This window comes from Acinetobacter sp. YH12132 (assembly GCF_013418645.1).
Lineage (GTDB): Bacteria > Pseudomonadota > Gammaproteobacteria > Pseudomonadales > Moraxellaceae > Acinetobacter > Acinetobacter indicus.
Map to the genome: position 1 here is coordinate 34,689 of NZ_VPBR01000013.1, position 21,922 is coordinate 56,610.

General features: G+C 46.8%; 21 protein-coding genes. 9 read left to right on the plus strand and 12 right to left on the minus strand.

Going from position 1 to position 21,922, the window contains the following annotated elements:
• Positions 1 to 252: 252 nt before the first annotated feature.
• On the plus strand, positions 253 to 939 hold the full coding sequence (locus FTU67_RS11600; RefSeq protein WP_016659055.1) for a response regulator transcription factor: 687 nt from the start codon (positions 253 to 255) through the stop codon (positions 937 to 939).
• Positions 936 to 2,825, plus strand: coding sequence for an ATP-binding protein (locus FTU67_RS11605; protein WP_257221860.1), 1,890 nt, complete (start codon positions 936 to 938; stop codon positions 2,823 to 2,825). The genes FTU67_RS11600 and FTU67_RS11605 overlap by 4 nt, the downstream gene beginning before the upstream one ends.
• Positions 2,826 to 2,829: 4 nt before the next feature.
• Here the strand turns inward: FTU67_RS11605 and FTU67_RS11610 are convergent, their stop codons facing one another.
• The 3 genes from FTU67_RS11610 to FTU67_RS11620 all read right to left on the minus strand — a co-directional run bounded on the left by FTU67_RS11610 (position 2,830) and on the right by FTU67_RS11620 (position 5,154).
• The gene (locus FTU67_RS11610) at positions 2,830 to 4,011 is read right to left on the minus strand and encodes a JmjC domain-containing protein (RefSeq protein ID WP_005178584.1); all 1,182 of its coding nucleotides are present in this window, start codon (positions 4,009 to 4,011) and stop codon (positions 2,830 to 2,832) included.
• Between the two features lie 169 nt (positions 4,012 to 4,180).
• Positions 4,181 to 4,771, minus strand: coding sequence for a nucleoside triphosphate pyrophosphatase (locus tag FTU67_RS11615; protein WP_045795448.1), 591 nt, complete (start codon positions 4,769 to 4,771; stop codon positions 4,181 to 4,183).
• The gene (locus FTU67_RS11620) at positions 4,771 to 5,154 is read right to left on the minus strand and encodes a DUF2237 family protein (RefSeq protein WP_034597805.1); all 384 of its coding nucleotides are present in this window, start codon (positions 5,152 to 5,154) and stop codon (positions 4,771 to 4,773) included. The genes FTU67_RS11615 and FTU67_RS11620 overlap by 1 nt, the downstream gene beginning before the upstream one ends.
• A gap of 143 nt (positions 5,155 to 5,297) precedes the next feature.
• Here FTU67_RS11620 and FTU67_RS11625 point away from each other — a divergent pair, with 143 nt between their 5' ends.
• From FTU67_RS11625 to FTU67_RS11640, 4 genes are all read left to right on the plus strand, one after another.
• Complete coding sequence (locus FTU67_RS11625) at positions 5,298 to 6,485, plus strand: phosphoglycerate kinase (RefSeq protein WP_180061757.1); 1,188 nt, start codon at positions 5,298 to 5,300, stop codon at positions 6,483 to 6,485.
• 132 nt (positions 6,486 to 6,617) lie between these two features.
• On the plus strand, positions 6,618 to 6,893 hold the full coding sequence (locus FTU67_RS11630; protein WP_005178577.1) for a hypothetical protein: 276 nt from the start codon (positions 6,618 to 6,620) through the stop codon (positions 6,891 to 6,893).
• Between the two features lie 137 nt (positions 6,894 to 7,030).
• Complete coding sequence (gene fba, locus FTU67_RS11635; protein WP_005178575.1) at positions 7,031 to 8,068, plus strand: class II fructose-bisphosphate aldolase; 1,038 nt, start codon at positions 7,031 to 7,033, stop codon at positions 8,066 to 8,068.
• A gap of 112 nt (positions 8,069 to 8,180) precedes the next feature.
• Positions 8,181 to 9,035 carry a DMT family transporter gene (locus FTU67_RS11640; RefSeq protein ID WP_160243054.1) on the plus strand — a complete coding sequence of 285 codons (855 nt, stop codon included), beginning with the start codon at positions 8,181 to 8,183 and terminating at the stop codon, positions 9,033 to 9,035.
• Here FTU67_RS11640 and FTU67_RS11645 read toward each other — a convergent pair.
• Entirely contained in the window at positions 8,998 to 9,231 is a 234-nt protein-coding gene (locus tag FTU67_RS11645; RefSeq protein WP_005178570.1) for a hypothetical protein, read from the minus strand. The genes FTU67_RS11640 and FTU67_RS11645 overlap by 38 nt on opposite strands.
• A 97-nt stretch (positions 9,232 to 9,328) precedes the next feature.
• Positions 9,329 to 9,982 (minus strand): oxygen-insensitive NAD(P)H nitroreductase, encoded by a 654-nt coding sequence (gene nfsB / locus FTU67_RS11650; protein ID WP_180061758.1) that lies wholly within the window; start codon positions 9,980 to 9,982, stop codon positions 9,329 to 9,331.
• Positions 9,983 to 10,230: 248 nt separating this feature from the next.
• Here nfsB and hpaI point away from each other — a divergent pair, with 248 nt between their 5' ends.
• Positions 10,231 to 11,025 (plus strand): 4-hydroxy-2-oxoheptanedioate aldolase, encoded by a 795-nt coding sequence (gene hpaI, locus FTU67_RS11655; protein WP_075166833.1) that lies wholly within the window; start codon positions 10,231 to 10,233, stop codon positions 11,023 to 11,025.
• Between the two features lie 63 nt (positions 11,026 to 11,088).
• On the opposite strand, the gene FTU67_RS11660 is transcribed toward hpaI, so the two are convergent.
• Together FTU67_RS11660 and FTU67_RS11665 are read right to left on the minus strand one after the other, a co-directional pair.
• The gene (locus FTU67_RS11660; RefSeq protein WP_180061759.1) at positions 11,089 to 11,808 is read right to left on the minus strand and encodes a UDP-2,3-diacylglucosamine diphosphatase; all 720 of its coding nucleotides are present in this window, start codon (positions 11,806 to 11,808) and stop codon (positions 11,089 to 11,091) included.
• Positions 11,809 to 11,865: 57 nt separating this feature from the next.
• A complete protein-coding gene (locus tag FTU67_RS11665; protein ID WP_005178561.1) occupies positions 11,866 to 12,375 on the minus strand; it encodes a peptidylprolyl isomerase in 510 nt (169 codons plus the stop codon).
• A gap of 166 nt (positions 12,376 to 12,541) precedes the next feature.
• Here FTU67_RS11665 and FTU67_RS11670 point away from each other — a divergent pair, with 166 nt between their 5' ends.
• Complete coding sequence (locus FTU67_RS11670) at positions 12,542 to 14,266, plus strand: glutamine--tRNA ligase/YqeY domain fusion protein (RefSeq protein WP_016659047.1); 1,725 nt, start codon at positions 12,542 to 12,544, stop codon at positions 14,264 to 14,266.
• A gap of 140 nt (positions 14,267 to 14,406) precedes the next feature.
• Here the strand turns inward: FTU67_RS11670 and FTU67_RS11675 are convergent, their stop codons facing one another.
• Entirely contained in the window at positions 14,407 to 14,937 is a 531-nt protein-coding gene (locus tag FTU67_RS11675; protein ID WP_005178558.1) for a lecithin retinol acyltransferase family protein, read from the minus strand.
• 84 nt (positions 14,938 to 15,021) lie between these two features.
• On the opposite strand from FTU67_RS11675, the gene FTU67_RS11680 reads away from it, so the two are divergent.
• Entirely contained in the window at positions 15,022 to 15,870 is an 849-nt protein-coding gene (locus tag FTU67_RS11680) for a phosphodiester glycosidase family protein (RefSeq protein ID WP_180061760.1), read from the plus strand.
• Here the strand turns inward: FTU67_RS11680 and FTU67_RS11685 are convergent.
• The 4 genes from FTU67_RS11685 to putA all read right to left on the minus strand — a co-directional run bounded on the left by FTU67_RS11685 (position 15,857) and on the right by putA (position 21,833).
• Positions 15,857 to 16,111, minus strand: a complete 255-nt coding sequence (locus FTU67_RS11685; RefSeq protein ID WP_045795440.1) for a hypothetical protein — start codon at positions 16,109 to 16,111, stop codon at positions 15,857 to 15,859. The genes FTU67_RS11680 and FTU67_RS11685 overlap by 14 nt on opposite strands.
• Before the next feature lie 166 nt (positions 16,112 to 16,277).
• Positions 16,278 to 16,502 (minus strand): hypothetical protein, encoded by a 225-nt coding sequence (locus tag FTU67_RS11690; protein WP_005178553.1) that lies wholly within the window; start codon positions 16,500 to 16,502, stop codon positions 16,278 to 16,280.
• A gap of 243 nt (positions 16,503 to 16,745) precedes the next feature.
• Complete coding sequence (gene trmA, locus FTU67_RS11695; protein WP_075166828.1) at positions 16,746 to 17,828, minus strand: tRNA (uridine(54)-C5)-methyltransferase TrmA; 1,083 nt, start codon at positions 17,826 to 17,828, stop codon at positions 16,746 to 16,748.
• 252 nt (positions 17,829 to 18,080) lie between these two features.
• Positions 18,081 to 21,833: a trifunctional transcriptional regulator/proline dehydrogenase/L-glutamate gamma-semialdehyde dehydrogenase gene (gene putA / locus FTU67_RS11700; RefSeq protein ID WP_180061761.1), complete on the minus strand. Its 3,753-nt coding sequence runs from the start codon at positions 21,831 to 21,833 to the stop codon at positions 18,081 to 18,083.
• Positions 21,834 to 21,922: the final 89 nt, after the last annotated feature.

Consider the following 21,922-nt stretch of genomic DNA (forward strand, 5'->3'; position numbering starts at 1 on the left):
TTTCCATTGCGAATTCAATCTTGTATTACTGTGCAGATTCTGAATAGGGCATACAAGTAATGATTTGTGAAATTTGGCAAGGGCTTTAGCACAGCTTAAAAATGAGCAATAAAATCTATAAAAATTAAAAAATAGCTGCTATGCTGAAATCATAAAAATAACAGTGCTAACACTCTGAAATTCCTTAATTCTAGGGATAGAGAACCGTTTAATAATATCGCTATATTGAAAGTTAAAAGATCGGGGAAGACAGTGGACATTACAGAATCAATATTACCGGCCCCTGTGCTGATTGTGGAAGATGAACCCATGATTCAGTCACGCCTCAGACATATCCTCCTTGAAATGGGCTACAGCAATGACATGCTGATTTTTGTTAGCCATTTAAAAGCAGCATTACAGAAAATTGAAGAACAGCCGGTGTCTTTGGCGCTGGTCGATTTGGGGTTGCCAGATGGCAATGGAATTGAACTGATTGAACAGCTTCGGGCCAAAGACAGCAGTGTACTAATTTTGGTGATTTCGGCCTGGAGTACGCAAAACAGCCTGTTTTCGGCCATTCAGGCGGGCGCTACCGGTTATGTGTTAAAAGAACGCGATGATACTGAAGTGATCATGGCCATCCGCAGTATTTTAAGAGGCGGTGCACCGATTGATCCCTTTATTGCCCGGGAAATACTGTCACAGATTTCGGTGCAGAAGCCGCAGGAAATTGCCAAGCCGTTTAAACAGCCCGATGAAGATATTGAACAGCTGACCAACCGTGAACATGAAATTCTAAATCTGGTCGCGCAGGGCCTGAGTAACCGGGAAATTGCCGAGCAGCTGTTTGTGTCGCGCTATACCGTGGAAAGTCATATCAAGCATATTTATCGCAAGCTCTCGGTGAGTAAACGCACCAAGGCAGTCAGTACAGCGCGCTCATTAGGCATTTTATGATCTACAGATTGCTCCAGTTTTGGTGCGGCTGTTGTCTTTATCTTTGTCTATCGAGTGCGTATGCAGAGCAAAGCTATGCCATAGACCCGTATTGTCAGGTTAATATTCAGTCGGTCAGCACCGTACAGACACCGGATATTCATAGCCATCCACATACAGGATGGCAACCTGTGACGTTGCCTGATCGCTGGAATGAACGCTGGCCGGATTATAACGGTGGGGTGTGGTACAAAATTGTCTGGAACTGGTCCTGTCAGGAACCGGCCGTGCTGGACCAGTCAATTGTATTTTCTATTAATTATTTAAATAGCGCGGGTGCGGTGTTTTTAAACCGCGATTTAATCTGGTCAAACCGGCATCTGGAAGAACCACTCTCCAAAAGTTGGAATATGCCACGCTACTGGATTTTACCGATTAGTGGCTTGCGTCCCGACCAGAATGAAATTTTAGTCTATGTCCGGGGCTATGCCTTTCAATCCGCCGGTCTCGGTGATGTTTCCTTCCAGAATGTCTATAACAGTTATACGGAATATCAGCAACAGATCTGGGATCGCCGTACCTTATTTGTGATTAATGCGATTTTATCGGCAACCCTGGGCGTACTGTGTCTGGTGATCTGGCTGTTTCGGCGTAAAGAAGTCAGTTATGGCTGGTTTGCCTTAAGCTGTTTGCTGTGGCTGTTATTTGTCTCCAATATTATTAGTACAGAAACCTATCCCTTCCCGAATACGCTGATAGCGGCACAGGCCAATATCGCCTTTTTTGTGCTGTATATTCTGTCGTTTATTGTCTATTTACTGCGTTTTGTTGATAAAAAATTTCCGATACTGGAAGAAACCGCCTTTATCTGTTCGGTGGCGGTGATTTTGGGGATTTTCGTGACGCCGCTCGATTATGCACAAACCGTTTTCGGGCTGGTGTTTTTAGGCTATAGCCTGCTATTTTTCGGGGTTTTCCTGTACCTGCTGCGTTTAACCTTCCGCGTACCACGTGTAGAAAATATCCTGCTGGTGATCTGTTTAAGCCTGATTATTATTTTTGCCGCTTTAGATATTGCACTTTTGGCTGCACCGTTTGATACCGATTTAAAGCCCTTATCGCCGTATACCTCACCGGTGGTGACGCTGTTTATTGCCTTAATTCTCGGGATTCGCACCACCAAAAGCATGCAGAAAATTGAGCAGTTTAACCAGCAACTTGAATATCGCGTGTTTGAGGTTCGTGAAGACTTAAAACAGAGCATGTCGGAAAAGCATTATCTGGAATTGGAAAATGTGCGTTTGCAGGAGCGGATTCATCTCTCTCATGATTTGCATGATGGCCTGGGTGCTTCGCTGGTGCGTTCAATGATTATGGTTGATCAGAGCGAGCAGCCCATGAGTAACCGCCAGTTTCTGTCGATTTTGAAATTACTGCGTGATGATTTGCGGCAAATTATTGACAGTGGCTCCTCAATTGGCGCCAAAGTGCCGGAAACGCCGGTGTTATGGATTGCGCCGGTGCGTCATCGTTTTAGCCAGCTCATGGATGAAGTTGAGATGCGGGCCACCTGGAACATTGCCAGTGAATGGGTAGTGCAACCGACACCGCTGCAATGTCTGAACCTGATGCGGGTGCTGGAAGAAAGTCTGACCAATGTGGTGAAGCACAGTCAGGCCAAGCATGTGCAAGTGACACTGGATTTTCCCGATGAACAGACTTTATGTTTAAGTATTCAGGATGATGGAATTGGATTTGATACCCATGGGGTGCTCGATCACGGGATGAGTATTGGCGTACGCAGTATGAAGCTGCGTCTGGCGCGGATAGGTGCAGAGTTAAAGGTGAACTCTACACCCGGTTATACCTTAATCAAGGCGATTTTAGTGGTATCACCTCAGGATTAAGCCCTTATTCGGCCTCATCTTCTGCATCTTCAGCTGGCAGCAGCATCAGCACAGAATCATTGAGTAACTGAGCCACATCTTCCAGAATGTCTTCATGGTACAGGTCTTCATTCAGCTCGACGAGTTCACCATCAGCAATCTGCTTCAGTAGCGGCGCAAACTCATCCGAAATATACAAACCTTCACCATTGGCCCAGAATAGCAACTCACCATCTTCTTCAGTATAGAGCAGGCGTGAAGCCGGTTCTAAAATCAGTTGATAGCCCTGATCTAGCGCATCTTCCAGATCGCCAGTACCAATTTCTTCTGCTTCTGGAATATTGTCCGGATATTTTGGCTCTGACATCAGGCTCATGATGGCATCTTCCAACACGGTCGAGTTGTGCAGTTGTGCCAGCAATTCGGCTTTTAAATATTCCAGTTCCGGCTGGGTAATTTGTCCAATCGGGCTGATCTGGTCGCGGATCAGATCTTGCAACGGATTTTTTAGCAACTGGTTGTCAGAAAACTTGTCACTGACGCGATCCATCATGTCGCTGATGTTTGGCATACGGAAACCGAAAGAGAAGGTCAGACAGTCATCTTCGGCCACGCCATAGTGCGATAAACCTGGTGGCACGTAAAGCAGGTCACCCGGTGCCAGCACTTCATCAAAATTGACATCCATCTCTGGCAGTAATTTCAGCGGCTGACCTGGAACAAATTCGGTTTCGGCATCACACATCTGGCCCAGTTGCCAGCGGCGATGACCATAGCCTTGCACCAGAAATACATCATAGAAGTCGAAGTGTTTGCCGACCGAACCGCCTTTTGGCGCATATGACACCATAATGTCATCACGGCGCCACTGCGGAATAAACGGGAATTTTTTCCACAGTTCCGCCAGATCAAAAGAGTAGTGATCTACCGCTTGGACCAGCAGCGTCCACAGCTTTGGCATTTTCTGGAAATCGGCCTTTAACAGCGGTGAAGATTTTACAGACCACTGGTTCGGATCACGATCTTTCTGTTTAATTAAGCGGGCGCTGATATTTTCGTCCAGTGCCAGCTCCATGACATCACTCGGCTCAAGAATATTGGCGATTTCAGGCAGGGCATTACGCACCAGCAGCGGTTTTTTTTGCCAATATTCGGCAAGGAATTGTTCAGCGGTGATTCCGCCTAAAACGTCTAAAGGTTGAGACATGTCAAATAACTACAACATAAATTTAGCTGTTATTGTCCCTTGAGTTGTGCGGTGGTGCAAGTGATGAACTTCATCTTAAGGAAATTTAGAAAAGTGGCAGAAGGGAAAAGGTGGCGCAAAAAATGATCAGGACAGGCGCCTGATCATTTTGGGTATTGCATTACCGTGTTTAGGGAATCTGCAGATTAAGCTGGCGGAGAATCTGGCACAGCTGAATCATCGGCATGCCCATCAAGGTGGTCTGGTCCTGGCCAATCATCTGTTCAAACAGGCTAATCCCCAGACTTTCGCATTTAAAACTGCCGGCACAATGCAGCGGCTGTTCCAGTGCCACATAGCGCTCGATTTCATCCAGGCTCAGTTTACGGAATTTGACCTTATAGTGTTCAACCAGGGTCTGTTCAAAGCCGCTGGATTTTTGCTGTACGCTTAATGCGGTACTGAAGTAGACAATTTTGTCCGAGTTGGCCTGCAGCTGGCGAATGGCTTTTTCCGGGCTTAAGGGCTTGCCAATAAAAATATCGGGCGCACCTTCACGCCACGCCACCTGATCGGAACCTATCACGATGGCTTCAGGATATTGCTCGGCAATACTCTGGGCTTTTTCAAAAGCCAGCCGTTTGGCCAGATCATCGGCATGGCTTTCACCTTGCGGTGATTCATCAATGTCGGGTGTCATACACTGATAGTCGAGCTTTAAACGGTCCATCAGTTCTTTACGGGTCTGGCTGCTGGACGCCAGAATAATCGGACGCTTCATTAGACAGCATATTCCATCAAAATATCTAAGGGAACGTAAGACAGTACCGCCTGATGGCAGGCCTGAATTTTTACGGGTGGTGCTTTACCGGCCTGATAGGCTTCAACCCAGCGGGTCACACAAATACACCAGAAATCACCCGGTTTTAAGCCCGGAAATTCGACTTCAGGCAACGGTGTGATCAGGTCATTGCCAATTTTCTGGGAAAAGTTCAGAAATTCCGAGGTCATTTGTGCACAAACAGTGTGCTGGCCCAGATCCGTGGGCGCCGTATGGCAAAAGCCATTACGAAAATAGCCGGTAATCGGGTCAAAACAGCAGCTGGCCAAAGGCTCGCCTAAAACATTTAAACGGTTCAGGGTTGGATCTGGATGTATAGACATAGGCATAAAAATTATCAGGTCTGTTTTTTTCCTATCATAACAAAACTTTGGCAATCGTTAGCTTTTCTGCAAAAGAAGCTAACCTTTTTCTGCATAATCATTTAGAATCTTGGCGATTTTAATATCTAAAAAGTGAGCTATACATGAATTTTCAGCGTATGACTGACCTCGACCTGGCACAAAAGCGTGTTCTGATCCGCGAAGACTTAAACGTGCCGGTGAAAAATGGTGTGATTACCAGCGATGCGCGTTTACGTGCTGCCTTACCGACAATTAAAGCGGCTTTGGAAAAAGGCGCAGCCGTAATGGTGTATTCTCACCTGGGTCGTCCTGTTGAAGGTGAACCTAAAGCTGAACAATCACTTGCGCCTGTCGCAGCTTACCTGACCGAAGCACTAGGCCAGGAAGTCAAATTATTGACTGACTACCTGGATGGTGTAGAGGTAGAAGCAGGTCAAGTGGTGTTACTTGAAAACTGCCGCTTTAACGTGGGTGAAAAGAAAAACAATCCTGAGCTGGCAGCAAAATATGCAGCGCTGTGTGATGTATTCGTAATGGATGCATTTGGTACTGCGCACCGTGCAGAAGCGTCAACTGAAGGTGTTGCGCGTCTTGCTAAAGTTGCCGCAGCAGGTCCTTTACTGGCTGCTGAACTGGATGCCTTGGGCCGTGCACTGCAAACCCCAGAAAAACCAATGGTGGCCATTGTAGCCGGTTCTAAAGTATCCACCAAGCTGGATGTACTGACGTCACTGTCTGACATTTGCGACCAGTTGATCGTGGGTGGTGGTATTGCCAATACTTTCCTGGCCGCTGCGGGTTACAACGTGGGTAAATCACTCTGTGAAAATGATTTGATCGACACAGCCAAAGCCATTGCTGCCAAAGTATCTGTGCCACTTCCAACGGATGTGGTAGTTGCTGATGCATCTGAAATCAACTTTGATGACTTCTTGGGTTCACTGGCGGCTGCCAAAGCAACCGTGAAAAAAGTAGAAGATGTGGCTGACAATGACATGATTCTGGATGTCGGTCCAGAAACAGCAAAAGTATTTGCTGAGATCTTGAAAACTTCTAAAACCATTCTCTGGAATGGCCCAGTTGGCGTATTCGAAGTGGACCAATTCGGTGAAGGGACTAAAGCCCTGTCTTTAGCGATTGCTGAATCAGAAGGCTTCTCAATTGCAGGTGGTGGTGACACCTTGGCTGCCATCGACAAATATGAAGTTACAGACAAAATTGGTTATATCTCTACAGGTGGCGGTGCTTTCCTTGAGTTTGTAGAAGGTAAGACCTTACCAGCAGTTGCCGTATTGCTAGAACGTGCTTAATTCGCACACGCTTGCAAGATGACAAAAGGTTGACCTCGGTCAGCCTTTTTTATGCACTTCATTTTTTAGTCATAAAACTGTCATGTTTCTGAAATATTATGATCAAAAATCACCGGGTTGTAGGATATTCTGATGAACCAAAAATTAACTCTTGCCGCGTTACTTGCTGCATCTTTAGCTTTCACTGCATGTGCTAAAAAAGACGACAATGCAACAGCGACCACTGCAGATGCATCAGCAGCTGTAGCGTCAGAGCAAATTTCTGCAGAACAGCAAGCGGCGATTGATGCAATTGATCAGCCAGTACTTGATGAAAACAATACCGATGTGCCTGAAGAAGTGGCCAATGCACCAGCAGATGCCGCAACCCCAGACAGCGCAGCAGCGCCAGCATCTGAAGCGCAATAATCCTAAAAGCTCCACAAATTGTAGTAATTTGTATAAAAGTCCCTGCATTGGCAGGGATTTTTTTTAAATACGACGTTTTGTTGCTGAATTGAAACAAATCCCCATGTAGAATATGCAGCATTACCTGGGAGGATATTATGGCTCTTATTTCAATGCGCCAGCTATTGGATCACGCCGGTGAACACGGATACGGCGTACCAGCGTTTAACGTAAACAACTTAGAACAAATGCGCGCAATCATGTTGGCCGCAGATGCGACGAATTCACCTGTAATCGTACAGGCATCTGCAGGTGCCCGTAAGTACGCAGGCGCACCATTCTTACGTCATCTTATTTTGGCTGCAATTGAAGAATGGCCACACATTCCGGTGGTGATGCACCAAGATCACGGTACCAGTCCTGACGTATGTCAACGTTCTATCCAGCTTGGCTTCTCATCAGTCATGATGGATGGTTCACTGGGTGAAGATGGTAAAACTCCGACCTCATATGAATACAACGTAGATGTGACCCGTCGTGTGGTACAAATGGCGCACGCATGTGGCGTTTCTGTTGAAGGTGAAATCGGTTGTCTAGGCAGCCTTGAAACAGGTATGGCCGGCGAAGAAGATGGTGTCGGTGCAGAAGGTGTACTGGATCACTCTCAATTGCTGACTTCAGTTGAAGAAGCACGTTCTTTCGTAGCAGACACCAATGTAGACGCACTGGCAATTGCAGTGGGTACTTCACACGGTGCGTACAAATTCACCCGTCCACCTACAGGCGATATTCTGGCGATTGACCGTATTAAAGAAATTCATGCGGCACTGCCAAATACGCATCTGGTGATGCACGGTTCAAGTTCTGTGCCACAAGAATGGCTGGCAGTCATTAACCAGTACGGCGGTGACATCAAGGAAACTTATGGTGTACCTGTTGAGCAGCTGGTTGAAGCGATCAAGCACGGTGTGCGTAAAATTAACATCGACACCGACTTGCGTCTGGCCTCTACCGGTGCAATGCGTCGCTTCATGGCTGAAAAACCAAGCGAGTTTGACCCACGTAAATTCTTCGCTAAAACGGTCGATGCAATGAAAGATATTTGTGTTGCACGTTACGAAGCGTTTGGTACTGCGGGCAATGCCGACAAGATCCGTCCAATTTCTTTAGAGAAAATGGTAGATCGTTATAAATAATTCCTGGTGAAGTATTTATAAAAAAAAGCCCACATTGCGTGGGCTTTTCTGTATCTGAACCGCTATAGTGCAGCAGAGCAGATCACATAATGCATATAAATAAGAGTAGATCATGGAACTGATTTTAGCAGCGGCCATTTGTAGTGTGGTGGTGTCGATTCTCTTGAAAGTCGCAAAGAACCGCGGCTATTCACCTTTGCAGATGATCAGCTGGAATTATGCCTCGGCCAGTGTGCTGTGTTTTTGGTGGTTTCAGCCTAATGTACAACAGCTGTCCCTCACCGACACGCCGTGGCTGCTGATTCTGGCTTTAGGGGTATTATTGCCAAGCGTATTCCTGTTTTTAGCCAAAGCATTACAAACTGCCGGAATTTTAAAAACCGAAATTGCCCAGCGGCTGTCGGTGGTGCTGTCTTTAACTGCGGCCTATTTTATTTTCCAGGAACAGTTTAATAGCCTGAAAATTGTCGGGATTGCGTTGGGGATTGCAGCGGTACTGTGTATTTTATATTCGCATCGTGGCGGTGCATCGTCCGCCCAGGCGGGTATGCTGTATTTGGCTTTGGTCTGGGTCGGTTATGCGCTGATTGATGTGTTGCTGAAATACACCACCGGTTTAGGCCTGCAGTTTGCGCTGGTACTGAACCTGATGTTCATCTGCGCTTTTATTTTATCGTTGGGGTATATTCTGATTCAGCACAAAAGCTGGGGCAGTGGCAAAAATATAGCGGCAGGCTTAATTTTGGGGATGCTGAATTTTGCCAATATCGCGTTTTATGTCAAAGCACATATGGCTTTAAAAGATTCACCGGCGGTTGTATTTGCCGGCATGAATATTCTGGTGGTGATTTTAGGGGTAATCAGCGGTTTGCTGTTCTTTAAAGAAAAATTAAAACCCAGCACCGCCATCGGGCTGGGTCTGGGTATCATCAGTGTGATGTGTTTAGCTTATGCGATGACGGCTTGAATTTGATGAAGCTGGCAGCAAAAATCAGCGGATGTTTGATCAGGTCCTGAAGTTCGGCAATGCCCAGTAACAGACCGGCTTTCTGGCAGCTCGGACAATGAGGATAATGGCGTTTTTCCTGCTGATATTGATGCAAATACAGTTTATTGCATTGACGACATTCAAACTTCATTGGGAGCTGGGCAAGGATAGACATCTTTCTTCTCCGGTCTATTATTATTGTGTTGTGAAAGGGAAAGCAAAAATCAAGCCGAAATCAGGGACTTTCGTCCCTGTATTATGTAATGTAGTTCTTACAATTTGGTGAAAATTTCATCTTTATTCAGGCGTGACTTGGGTAGTTTAGCATTAAAGTCCTGCTCACTGCGATAGCCCAAGGTCAGCAGCACCGATGGAATTAAACCCTTGTCCTGTAATTCTAGTTCTTCCGTCAGAATCTGTTCATTAAAGCCGCCAATCGGGGTGGCATCTACACCTTCAATACCGGCAGCCAGTAACATCTGACCCAAGGCAATAAAGGTCTGGTTTTCGGCCCAGCGGTGAATATCACCTTTTTCATTGCGGTAATAATCCACATATCCGCTACGGCTGTCTTTCTGGCCCTGCTTGGCGCTGGCATCTTTAAAGCGGCCGCTGACATCATCTTGCTGCAACAAATTGTCCAGATGTTCATCGCTAATATCGGCTTTGGTACAGAACAAAATGGTGTGAGAAGAATCTAAGACTTTAGGCGCATTGTAGGCATATTTCCCGACCAGGGCTTTGGCAATGCGCTGCTTGGCTGCATCATGCTCGGCAATAAAAAAATGCCAGGGCTGGATATTAATAGAAGAGGGGGTAAAACGGAGAATTTCGAGAAAGCGTTCAAACTGCTCTTGAGGAATTTTTTTTGCAGGATCATAGGCTTTGGTGGTATAGCGGCTGCGTACGACGTCGAGCAAATCCATAAAGATACTCCAGCAATAAGGATAAATTGAGAAAGGCTGAACCTTCAGCATCATACGCCATTTTGATGGCTTTGATGGCATATTCGCTGCAATTTTATTGTCAAAATTAACCTTAAAATGTGCTCATCGTATTTTCAGTTATTGCCCGATTAAGTGTTAAATCAAATCACAACAGCGGTTTTGAATATTGGCAATTTTTAAAAATCGGCATTTAATGGAAGTAGGTGTGGACTATAGCGAGCCTGTCGATGGACTATCGTAATCACTTTAAACATAAATTAAAAACCCAGCAGCAGATTGGTTTATGGGTCGGTCTGGCCGATGCCTATGGCACTGAAATTGCGGCCAATGCCGGTTATGACTGGTTGCTGATTGATGGGGAACATGCGCCCAGTGATTTAAGAACCACACTGGCCCAGCTGCAAAGTATTGCGGCCTATCCGTCACAGGCGGTGGTCCGTCCGCCAATTGGCAGTGTGCAGCTTATTAAACAGTTGCTGGATATTGGCGCACAAACCTTATTGATTCCGATGGTGGAAACCGTGGAGCAGGCCGAACTGATGGTTAAAGCAGTGCGTTATCCACCGGAAGGGATTCGCGGTGTAGGTGCGGCTTTGGCACGTGCCACACGCTGGAACAGTATTCCGGATTATTATGCCACTGCACATGAAAATATCTGTTTGCTGATTCAGATTGAGTCAGTTACAGGGCTGGAAAATCTGGATAACATCTTAAAAGTCGAGGGCATTGATGGGGTATTTATTGGCGCAGTAGATTTATCTGCCACTATGGGTTATGAAGGCAATCCGAACCATCCTGACGTGCAAAACGCAGTGGTTGATGCAATTCAACGAATTCGCGCATCGGGTAAAGCGGCCGGGATTTTATCGACTCAACATGACGTGACGCAAAAATATATTGAACTGGGTACCGAATTTGTCGCTGTCGGTGTCGATACCAGCGTATTAATGAATTCCTTGCGTGAGCTGCTGGCCAAATATAAAACCGGAGCGAGCTGGGTAAAACCTGAAGGGGGGTATTAAGCGGTCATTATTAACCTGACAGATGATGCAGGAGGTGGGGATTTATAGTCATCCACCTGCTGCTTAATAGGTCCAGCGTTTCAGTTGCAGGTGAGTGGCGGGCTGTTCGGGATCAATTTCCAGAATCAGTGCTTCATGCGCACGCCAGTCCCCCAGCACAATCCGCTTTTTGCCATTCAGCTCATGGATGGCTGGTCGATGGGTATGACCATGAATCAGTACATCCACCTCGGCCAAAGCCTGCGTTACCGCAGCCGGATTCACATCCATCACTTCATACGATTTGACTTCTTTAGACGCGCGGCTTTGTTTGCGAAAACCGTTGGCCAGTTTGCTGCGAAAGGACAGCGGGGTTTTTCTTAACAAACGCAGCACGAGCGGATGACGAATAACTTTTTTAAAGCGCTGATAGGATACATCATCGGTGCATAGGGCATCACCATGTTCCAGACGATAACGGGTCTGGCCAATAGTGAGGGTGTCAATTTCAGGTAATAATTGCCCGTTAAACTGTTGTAAAAAAACCTCATGCAGTGCGAAATCGCGGTTGCCAACCTGAAAATACAGCTGATTGCCTGCGGCATTAAACTGTTTTAAAGCGCTGACAATTTCATTCAGCCAAGGGGCGGTGTAGTCATCGCCAATCCAGGCATTGAACCAGTCGCCTAAAATATACAGCTGGGTGTTTTGATCCTGATAAGTACGTAATAAATCTAAAAACCCCCGAACGAGTCGAGGGTGATCAGGTGACAAATGTAAATCTGAAATAAACAGATAGGTCACAATCTTTTCCTTGGAATCTCCCAACGCCCTTAAATAATGGGAGGTTGAGAGGGATTCTTATTCAGAAATGATCTTGGCAGATTCGATGACCACATTTTCTAGTGGAACATCAGCGTGGTAACCACGGTTGCCTGTACGTACGCCTTTGATTTCAGCAACTACATCCATACCTTCAACTACTTTACCAAATACGGCATAACCCCAACCTTGTGCAGTTTTGCCCGTGTGGTTCAGGAAGGAGTTGTTTTTCACGTTAATGAAGAATTGAGCAGATGCAGAGTGCGGAGCCTGGGTACGCGCCATTGCAATGGTCCCTTCGTCATTGCTCAGACCGTTGTCTGCTTCGTTTTCGATTGAATCACGGGTTGCTTTTTCTTTGAAGTTTTCATCAAAGCCGCCGCCTTGAATCATGAAACCATCGATGACACGGTGGAAAATTACGCCATCATAGAAACCGTCACGAACGTATTGAAGGAAGTTCTCAGCAGTTTTAGGTGCTTTTTCAGTGTTAAGCTCAAGAACAATACGACCTTTGTTGGTGTTTAATTCGACTTGAGGAAAACTCATTGTGTTATCTCCTAATCATGGACAAAAAAGCCATGGGTTTTTTGGTTGAGAGAAGCATAAGCAAACTGTAAACTACAAGGCAAGTAAAAACGTTATTTTCTTTGTTAAAAAGTGGGAATAGCGTTTTAATTATCCTAAATTTTTATCTAGAAGTGATTTATTAACTATGAAGCCGAATGATGCTGTTTCATCTCTGCCTAACACCCCGACACCAAGTAACCATGCCTCTGTCGATGCTGCGCAGCAAGAACAACAGCCGGGCTTAGATTTTGTGCGTCAGGTCATTACCGATGATCTGGCAGCAGGCCGTACTGAAAAAGTGATCACACGTTTTCCACCAGAACCGAACGGTTACTTACATATTGGTCACGTGAAAGCAATTTGCCTGAATTTCGGGATTGCCGAAGAATTTAACGGTTTATGTAACTTACGTTTTGACGATACCAACCCGGATGCCGAAGAACAAGAATATGTAGATGGTATTGCCAACGACGTGAAATGGTTGGGCTTTAACTGGAATGGCGAGCCACGCTATGCATCAAGCTATTTTGACCAGCTGTATAGCTGGGCGGTGCAGTTAATTGAACAGGGTGATGCCTATGTCGATTTGCAAACTCCTGAAGAAATCAAGCTGAATCGTGGTTCATTTGTCGAGCCGGGTAAAAACTCACCATACCGTGATGCGTCTGTAGAAGACAACCTGGCGCGTTTTGAACAGATGCGTAATGGTGCGCTGGGCGAAGGTCAGGCGGTATTGCGTGCCAAAATTGATATGGCATCGCCAAACGTACATATGCGTGACCCAATTTTGTACCGTGTGCTACATTCCGAGCATCACCAGACCGGTGACAAATGGAAAATGTACCCGATGTACGACTATGCGCATCCATTATCCGATGCGATTGAAGGCATTACTCATTCACTGTGTACGCTTGAATTCCAGGATCACCGTCCGTTCTATGACTGGGTGGTGGAAAAGGTAAAATCAGCGGCAGTACCACGTCAGTATGAATCCAGCCGTTTAAACGTCGATTACACCATTACTTCAAAGCGTAAGCTGCGCCGTCTGGTGGAAGGTGGTTTTGTTAAGGGTTGGGACGACCCGCGTATGCCAACTGTAGTGGGTATGCGTCGTCGTGGCTTTACTCCGGAAGGCTTGCGTGATTTCTGTAAGCGCGTTGGTGTGTCGAAGTCTGACGGGATTGTCGATGTGGCAATGCTGGAATACTGCATCCGTCAGTCGCTAGAAAATACCGCAGCGCGTGGTATGGCCGTGCTGAATCCATTAAAAGTGACGTTAACCAATCTGCCAGCAGAAATGGATCTGACTCATTCGCGTCATCCAAACGTAGATATGGGCGAGCGTGTCATTCCGCTAACCTCTGAAATCTATATTGACCGTAAAGATTTCGAAGAAGAGCCACCGAAAGGCTTTAAACGTCTGATTCCGGGCGGTGAAGTGCGTTTACGTCATGCTTATGTGATCAAGTGCGACGAAATCATTAAAGATGACAAGGGTGAAATTATTGAGCTGAAATGTTCAATCGACCCTGAAACTTTAGGTAAGAATCCGGAAGGCCGTAAAGTAAAAGGCGTGATTCACTGGGTATCTGCCACTAAAGGCGTGAAAGCTGAAGTGCGTATTTACGACCGTCTGTTCACCGAATCTGACCCAGAAGTCGGCGATGACTTCCTGGCGAATCTGAATCCGGACTCATTGAAAGTGGTACAAGCGGTTATTGAGCCGGCTTTAGCGCAAGCGCAAGCAGAAGATCGTTTCCAGTTTGAACGTGAAGGTTATTTCGTGGCGGATCAGTATGATCATTCCAGCGAAACGCCAGTGTTTAACCGTATTCTGGACTTAAAAGACAGCTTCAAACCGGGCAAATAAAAGCGCATTTTGCTAGATGATTGAAAAAGCCTGCTGGACTCAGCGGGCTTTTTTATGCGGTGTTGAAAATGGAAAGTAAACGTTGAAAGGAAGTAGCACGTTAAATTAAAAAAAATTTGATTTACAGATGATCCGGTGTGTTATTTCTTTTCATCGCGTTTATAAAACAGATGGGTCGGCATCTGCATTTTGGCTTTGTCGCGCAATTTCTTTTTAATATACAGCACCAGGGCAAAACAGGTGGTGGTCAGGGTCAGCATCATGCTGTTCATATAGCTCATTAAGGAGCTGACATAACCAATGGTGGTTAAGCGGTTCATCATCCGGAAGACTTGCGGACTGCTTTCCACGCCGGTAATGGCCCAGGTGCATAAATGTTCGCAGTTGTTGATAATCAGGTGATAATTATTTTCATGCATCCGTGAACGCATCCGGCGCACCACTTTACGGCCTTTATATTTGGGTTGATCATAATGCTGCACATGCACCGGTTTGCCATGACTGAACTTGTCTAGGCTGGTGATTTCAATCGGATGTTTTTTAAATAAATGTGCAAAACCGGAATAATGAATGACACGACCACGTCCAGCATAAATCCCGTGGTGGGTATAGCCGAAATGTTTGACAATCAGATGCGCCCCTAAAGGGAACCGTGTGTTCTGCTTGAGCATTGTGACATTAGTAAAGTGACAGGTGTATTTTAAAGCTCTAGTGTACTGCTTCTTGGCACAAGAATCGACAGGGTGGCGACAAGAATGGCTGAATTATACAACGATGAACAGGGAACAGATGCAATGAAAAAGTTAGGACAGTACTTTGCACGAGTTACTGCCAAACCGCTGTTAAAACTGCTGATTCTGCTGGGTGCTTGCAGTGCAAACTGGGCACAGGCACAGCCGCAAATCTACAGCTGGCAGCTGAAACATACGCTGGGTGATTTTGATGTCACGGAAATCCGATCAATGGCGCAGCTGAAGCTGGTATTAAAGAATACAGCACAGCAGCCCTATCGTTATTTCACTGCGCTCCAGGATGATCTGCAACCGTGCCAGCAGCTGGAATTTGCCATGAATGCCGGGATGTTCCATGCCGATTATGCACCCGTCGGGCTGTATATTGAAGAGGGCAAGAGGGTAAGCCAGTTAAATACCCAGACCCAAGGCTGGGGCAATTTTCTGATTCAGCCGAATGGGGTACTGGCCTGGGACAAGCAGCCACTGTTGATGACCACCCAGCAGTATCAGCAGGCCAATGTGCAACCGAAATATGCCACCCAATCTGGCCCGATGCTGGTGATTGACGGAAAAATTAACCCAAACTTTATTCCGGATTCCGATTCCAGAAAAATCCGCAATGGCGTTGGGCTGAAAGACGCCACCCTGTATTTTGTGATCAGCCAGCAGCCAATAAATTTTTATGACTTTGCCCGGCTGTTTCAGCAGCAGCTTAAGACACCGAATGCGCTGTACTTGGATGGTTCAGTATCTTCTGTGTATATTGCGGCCTTAAAACGCCATCGCCAGTACCGCGCAGTTGGCCCGATGCTGGCGTATATTGATGATTCAGCCTGCGCGACTGAGCCAGAAAAATCTACTGGCCAATAATGCCCAGGGTCTGGGTTTGCTGGCTGCAGAGGCGTTTGGCATCTTCAGTCGACATTTCTTTGATTCCGGCCTCAAACTGTTTTTTCTGGAATTGACGTTGTTCTTCCGAAAGCCCCATTTTTGTGCTCAAGCTGTCCATCTTGTCCCAGGCTTCTTCACATTCTGCCGGCATACGGTCGCAGCCTGTGAGGGCCAGGCAGAGCAGTGGAAGGGTAAGAGCGCCGATCATTTTGTTGTTCATCATGGTGTCCTTATTGTTATGTATTGAATTAAAAATACGATCAAGACTGATCTAAGCCCTTGAGCATACATGAAAAAAATTTCAAAACTAAGAAATCTGATTAAAATCAGACCAATAAAAAAGGCACCTAGAAATTCTAAATGCCTTTTTCTGTGGTCAGACTCTGCTATTGCAGGGGTAAATGTTGAAGTTCATTCAACTCTTTACGGCTATAGCCGCGCGAAGCGAGAACCTTTTTAATACCGATAATCACATCTTCATCTGTCGCTTTTGCTAAAGCTTCAAGAAGCTGTTCATTTGTCTTACAAGAGCAATCATTTTCAACACAAGCAATCTGATTCTTATGCTCGTTTTGCTGTTCCTGAGCGAACAGCTTTTGCCAAAAACTCATAGAGCCTTCATTTGCAACCTAACATAGCTCGAAATATAGCCAATTTAAAAATTAATGCAAGTCGACTAAAGTGATAAAAGCAGCAAACAGACTCTAGAAATTTCGATAGCTTGTAACAGTTTAAACGTAATTATGATGGCTATAAGCCTTGATTATAACTAAGTTGCTTGTTTTTATAAGAAAAAAGGAAGATTAAAAAATCTTCCTTTTCGGACTGAATAATATAATTTGAAACAAATTGTTTTAGATCTTTTCCAGTAAGACACCAGATTCCACATGATGGGTATAAGGGAATTGGTCAAACAGGGCAAATTGGGTGATCTTGTGGGTGTTGGCCAAAGTCTGCAAATTGTCATGCAGCGTATCAGGATTACAGGAGATATAAATAATCCGCTCAAAACGTTGTAGCAGTTTTAAGGTTTCGGCATCAATACCAGCACGTGGTGGATCCACAAACACGGTATCAAACTGATAGCTGGACATCTCAATGCCGGCTTCCTGCAAACGGCGGAATTCACGCTCGCCATTGTAGGCCTGGGTAAATTCTTCGGCAGATAAACGCGCCACCTGAATATTGTCAATCTGGTTCTGCTCAATATTCCACTGCGCCGCATAAACTGAAGATTTGGCCAGTTCTGTGGCTAAGACGCGATTAAAACGGGTCGACAGCGGCAGGGTAAAGTTACCATTGCCACAGTACAGCTCTAACAGATCCTGATTGGCGTGTCCGGCAGCTGTACAGGCCCATTCCAGCATGTGCTGGCAAACACGTGCATTCGGCTGGGTAAAGCTGCTTTCAATCTGTTTGTATTGATACTGGCGTTCAAAGACCTGCAGTTCTTCCACCACAAACTCATCGCTCAGTACCAGTTTCTGGCCACGGCTCCGGCCAATAATCTTAATCTGCAGTTGCTCGGCCAGCTGTTTGGCCAGCGCTTCCCACTCTGCAGTTAATGGACAGCGATAAATCAGTGAAACCAGCATTTCACCTTTTAAGGTCGCCAGAAAATGCACTTCAAACAGGCGATTGGATAACAGCGGTTCTGCTTTTAAGGCATTCAGCAGTACCGGCATTAACTGGTTGATGCTGGCATCGGCAATTGGAAATTCATCAATTCGAATGACTTTTTTGTTCTGCTGCTCATCGCGTTCAAACATGGCATAAAACAGGTCATCTTCGGTATGCCAAATCCGGAATTCTGCACGCATACGGAAATGCTGTTCAGGCGAGGCAAACACCTCCAGTGCTGGAGGATTAAATTCGGCAAACTGTGCAGAAATACGTGCAACTTTGGCATCAAGTTGTTGCTGATAAGATGAAGTCATATGCAGTAAAAATCACAAACCCATTGAGACAGGGGATGGTAACAAAGTTTCAGGCAGATGCCTAAAGATATTCTGTGCAAACCTTAAATTGCGGTAGCGTGAGGGAAGAAATCGAGCTTCAGCTCAACAGATCGGCAGATTAAAGCCGGGAAATACATCACTTGCGAGAGCAAAGATAAAAAAAGCCAAACCAACAGAGACCAGGGAGAGTTGGTTTGGCAAAGAGGAATAACACCATGAAAAGGAGCGGCTTTAATCCAGCGTCATCAGGCTGGCGTTCCCTCCGGCCGCAGCAGTATTAATGCTGATGGCCCGTTCAATCACCAGACGTTCCAGCGGAATTTTCGGATCATTCGGTTTAAGATGGCTGATGCCGACAATCGCTCCGGCACGCTGCGCTACCGTTTGCTGTAATTCCAGCAATTGTACCGAACTACCATGATGCAGCACTGCATCGTAATCGCCATGCAGCAGGTCTGGGATCACGCGAATCCGCTGGGCAATCTCTGGCGGCATTTTCGGCAGATATTTCAGCATGAAGCGGTTTTCTGCCAGAACCACCGGCTGACTGCCGACTGCAAAAATTGCCAGTAACTGATGAATCTGATCCAGCTCCTGTTCAGCCAGGGATAGCACGGCATGACGTGGCAAAATCGTATACTGATTACTTTCACCGGTTGGACCAGTCAGGTTAAAACTCTGACCCGTGGCAATTTTCTCCGGTAGTTGAATCAGCTGCTGCGGGAACTCGGCCTGTACCCAGTCCACCAATTGGTTATACAGGGCAGGCATTGCTGCTGGATGCTGAGCCTGCGCCGCAAATGGTTGAGCCAGCTTTTTCTGCGAGCAGTATTGCATTAAGCGGTAGAGATACAGTGGTCCACCGGCCTTAGGTCCAGTCCCGGACAGGCCTTCGCCGCCAAAAGGTTGCACCCCGACCACAGCACCGACAATATTACGGTTGATATACAGGTTGCCGACCTCGGCTTGGGCAATCACGCTATGAATGGTTTCATCAATACGGGTATGCAAGCCCATGGTCAGGCCATAACCTTTGGCATTGATTTGCGCCAGCAGTTGATCAAGCTGTCCATAACGGTAGCGAATCACATGCAGTACCGGGCCAAACACTTCGCGCTCCAGATCATCCAGATGCGGCAGTTCAATCAGCGTTGGTGGTACAAAAGTGCCGTGTTGCAAGCTTGCATCGCTTTGCTTATTCCACATCAACTGATGCACCGGATAGCCCTTAATGCGCATTTTTTCAATATGACGCTCAATATTGTTCTGCGCTTCCAGGTCAATCACCGGACCAATGTCGGTTTTTAGCACATAAGGATTACCCACGCGTAACTGCTGCATGGCACCTTTGAGCATGGTCAGCACCGTGTCGGCATTATCTTCCTGCACACATAAAATTCGCAGGGCCGAGCAGCGCTGACCGGCACTGTCGTAAGCAGAGCTGACCGCATCCAGAATCACCTGTTCAGTCAGGGCTGAAGAATCGACAATCATGGCGTTTTGCCCGCCAGTTTCCGCAATCAGTGGAATGGCACTACCGGTCTGGCTTAAACGTTTGGCCACGGTCTGATTCAGGATTTTGGCGACTTCAGTCGAGCCGGTAAACATAATGCCCTGAATCCGTTCATCCTGACTCAGCTGCGCACCGACCGTTTCACCGCGTCCAGGCAGCAGTTGCAGTACATTTTGCGGAATGCCAGCATCCCATAAAATCTGCACCGCTTGTGCTGCAATCAGTGGGGTCTGCTCGGCCGGTTTGGCCAGAACGGTATTGCCAGCCACCAGCGCTGCGGCAATCTGGCCGCTAAAAATCGCCAGCGGGAAATTCCATGGGCTGATACACAGCACCGGCCCTAGCGGAATGATCTGGGTATTGATGTCCAGATCACGCATTTGCGCGGCATAGTAGCGCAGGAAATCAATTGCTTCACGCACTTCGGCAATGGCATTGGCATAGGTCTTGCCACTTTCGCGGCAGAGGATCAGCATGAGCGGTTGCAGGCGTGCCTGCATTAAATCGGCAGCACGTTCCAGACATTGTGCGCGTTCATGTTTGGAAATATTGGCCCAGACGGCTTGTGCCTGTACCGCATTTTCTAGGGCCTGATTGACTTGTGCTGCTGTGGCTTCCTGTACATGACCAACAATATCCTGATGCTGCGCCGGGTTTAAAATCGCGTGTACATCGGCACTGTCTTCGGCGGTTAAGCCTTCACCCATCGGCTGGGCAGTCCATTGATGCTGATGCAGATTCTGCGCGGTTGTATTTAATGCCGCCAAGTCCTGATCATTGGCTAAGTCCAGGCCAGCAGAGTTGTCGCGCTGCTCGCCATATAACTCATGCGGTAAGGGAATTACCGGATGTTTCTGGCCGACTTTCTGTTCCTGTTGAGCTGTGGCTAAAATGGTCTGATGCGGATTTTCGATCAGATCTTCAATGTTTAGGGTCTTATCGGCAATACGGTTGACGAAAGAGGTGTTGGCACCATTTTCCAGCAAACGACGTACCAGATAGGCCAGCAGGGTTTCATGGTTACCGACTGGTGCATAAATACGACACGGCACACCGAGTTTCTGCTGCTGTTTCGAGCCGACCACATTTTCATATAATGGCTCGCCCATACCATGCAGGCATTGGAACTCGTATTGGCCAGCATAATAGCGCGCTGGATCGGCCAGATGATAAATCGTGGCCAGCGTTTGAGCATTGTGAGTCGCAAACTGCGGATAAATCTGTTCCGGTGCCGCCAGTAATTTTTTCGCGCAGGCAATATAGGACAGATCGGTATGCACTTTACGGGTAAAGACTGGATAATCTGACATGCCATCAATTTGCGCTTTCTTGATTTCGCTGTCCCAATAGGCGCCTTTCACCAGACGGATCATCAGGCGTTTCTGGCTGCGTTTGGCCAGATCAACCACATAATCTACCACATAGAAGCAGCGTTTCTGGTAGGCCTGAATCACAAAGCCAATGCCTTTCCAGTCATCCAGTGCCGGTTCAAAACACAGACGTTCCAGCAGCTCTAAAGACATTTCCAGTCGTTCAGATTCTTCGGCATCAATATTCAGGCCAATATTGTAGTCCTTGGCCAGCACCGCCAGTTGCAGCACCTTGTCATACAGTTCGGTATGCACGCGGTCAATTTGAGCACGCTGATAACGTGGATGCAGGGCAGAGAGCTTGATCGAAATCCCCGGACCAGTATAAACATCTTTATCTTTAGAGGCCTGGCCAATGGCATGGATGGCATTTTGATAGTCATCAAAATAACGCTCTGCATCGTGTTCGGTCAGGGCCGCTTCACCGAGCATGTCATAAGAATAACGGAAACCTTTTTCTTCTAACGGTTCGGCATGTTGCAGGGCTTCGCTAATGGTTTCACCAGTCACGAACTGCTCACCCATCATCCGCATCGCCACATCTACCGCTTTACGGATAATGCCACGACCACTGCGCGCCAGCAGGCCAGTCAGAATACCGCTTAAGCTGTTCTGTTTCGGGGTTTCCATCAGCTTGCCGGTCAGCATTAAGCCCCAGGCCGCTGCATTCACAAACATCAGGTTACTTTGGCCTAAATGCTCTTTCCAGTTGCCTTGATTGATCTTGTCACGGATCAGCAGATCACGGGTTGCGGTATCAGGAATACGTAATAGCGCTTCGGCCAGACACATCAGGGCGATGCCTTCTTGTGAAGAGAGGGAGAACTCTTGCAACAGGCCTTGCACCAGACCGGCTTTACCGCTGGAATTTTTACGTTCACGCAGGGAGTGGGCCAGCTGAAAAGCCAGCTCATAAATTTGGCTGTTGAGTGCATCAGGAATTTCACTGTGCTCGAGTAAATGGCTGACACATTCACTTTCAGGGCGACGCCATGCGGTATTGATGGCAATTTCTGCCTCATTTTTTTCTTTGAATTCAGTGATGTAATCCAAATGCGGTTTCGCGTCGTCGAAATGGGTTTCGCTATCCATCATGTTCATGCCAACATCCTGTGACGATATATTTTAGTTGAACGGTATACCTTATATAATTTATGATCACAGAAAATATGCCGAATAACTCACTATAA

What these genes read in the sequence shown, in the direction of transcription:
- FTU67_RS11605 (WP_257221860.1), top strand. Translation starts at nt 936, where the DNA reads ATGATCTACAGATTGCTCCAGTTTTGGTGCGGCTGTTGTCTTTATCTT.
- FTU67_RS11610 (WP_005178584.1), bottom strand. Translation starts at nt 4,011, where the DNA reads ATGTCTCAACCTTTAGACGTTTTAGGCGGAATCACCGCTGAACAATTC.
- FTU67_RS11615 (WP_045795448.1), bottom strand. Translation starts at nt 4,771, where the DNA reads ATGAAGCGTCCGATTATTCTGGCGTCCAGCAGCCAGACCCGTAAAGAA.
- FTU67_RS11620 (WP_034597805.1), bottom strand. Translation starts at nt 5,154, where the DNA reads ATGTCTATACATCCAGATCCAACCCTGAACCGTTTAAATGTTTTAGGC.
- FTU67_RS11625 (WP_180061757.1), top strand. Translation starts at nt 5,298, where the DNA reads ATGAATTTTCAGCGTATGACTGACCTCGACCTGGCACAAAAGCGTGTT.
- FTU67_RS11630 (WP_005178577.1), top strand. Translation starts at nt 6,618, where the DNA reads ATGAACCAAAAATTAACTCTTGCCGCGTTACTTGCTGCATCTTTAGCT.
- fba (WP_005178575.1), top strand. Translation starts at nt 7,031, where the DNA reads ATGGCTCTTATTTCAATGCGCCAGCTATTGGATCACGCCGGTGAACAC.
- FTU67_RS11640 (WP_160243054.1), top strand. Translation starts at nt 8,181, where the DNA reads ATGGAACTGATTTTAGCAGCGGCCATTTGTAGTGTGGTGGTGTCGATT.
- FTU67_RS11645 (WP_005178570.1), bottom strand. Translation starts at nt 9,231, where the DNA reads ATGTCTATCCTTGCCCAGCTCCCAATGAAGTTTGAATGTCGTCAATGC.
- nfsB (WP_180061758.1), bottom strand. Translation starts at nt 9,982, where the DNA reads ATGGATTTGCTCGACGTCGTACGCAGCCGCTATACCACCAAAGCCTAT.
- hpaI (WP_075166833.1), top strand. Translation starts at nt 10,231, where the DNA reads ATGGACTATCGTAATCACTTTAAACATAAATTAAAAACCCAGCAGCAG.
- FTU67_RS11665 (WP_005178561.1), bottom strand. Translation starts at nt 12,375, where the DNA reads ATGAGTTTTCCTCAAGTCGAATTAAACACCAACAAAGGTCGTATTGTT.
- FTU67_RS11670 (WP_016659047.1), top strand. Translation starts at nt 12,542, where the DNA reads ATGAAGCCGAATGATGCTGTTTCATCTCTGCCTAACACCCCGACACCA.
- FTU67_RS11675 (WP_005178558.1), bottom strand. Translation starts at nt 14,937, where the DNA reads ATGCTCAAGCAGAACACACGGTTCCCTTTAGGGGCGCATCTGATTGTC.
- FTU67_RS11680 (WP_180061760.1), top strand. Translation starts at nt 15,022, where the DNA reads ATGGCTGAATTATACAACGATGAACAGGGAACAGATGCAATGAAAAAG.
- FTU67_RS11685 (WP_045795440.1), bottom strand. Translation starts at nt 16,111, where the DNA reads ATGAACAACAAAATGATCGGCGCTCTTACCCTTCCACTGCTCTGCCTG.
- FTU67_RS11690 (WP_005178553.1), bottom strand. Translation starts at nt 16,502, where the DNA reads ATGAGTTTTTGGCAAAAGCTGTTCGCTCAGGAACAGCAAAACGAGCAT.
- trmA (WP_075166828.1), bottom strand. Translation starts at nt 17,828, where the DNA reads ATGACTTCATCTTATCAGCAACAACTTGATGCCAAAGTTGCACGTATT.
- putA (WP_180061761.1), bottom strand. Translation starts at nt 21,833, where the DNA reads ATGAACATGATGGATAGCGAAACCCATTTCGACGACGCGAAACCGCAT.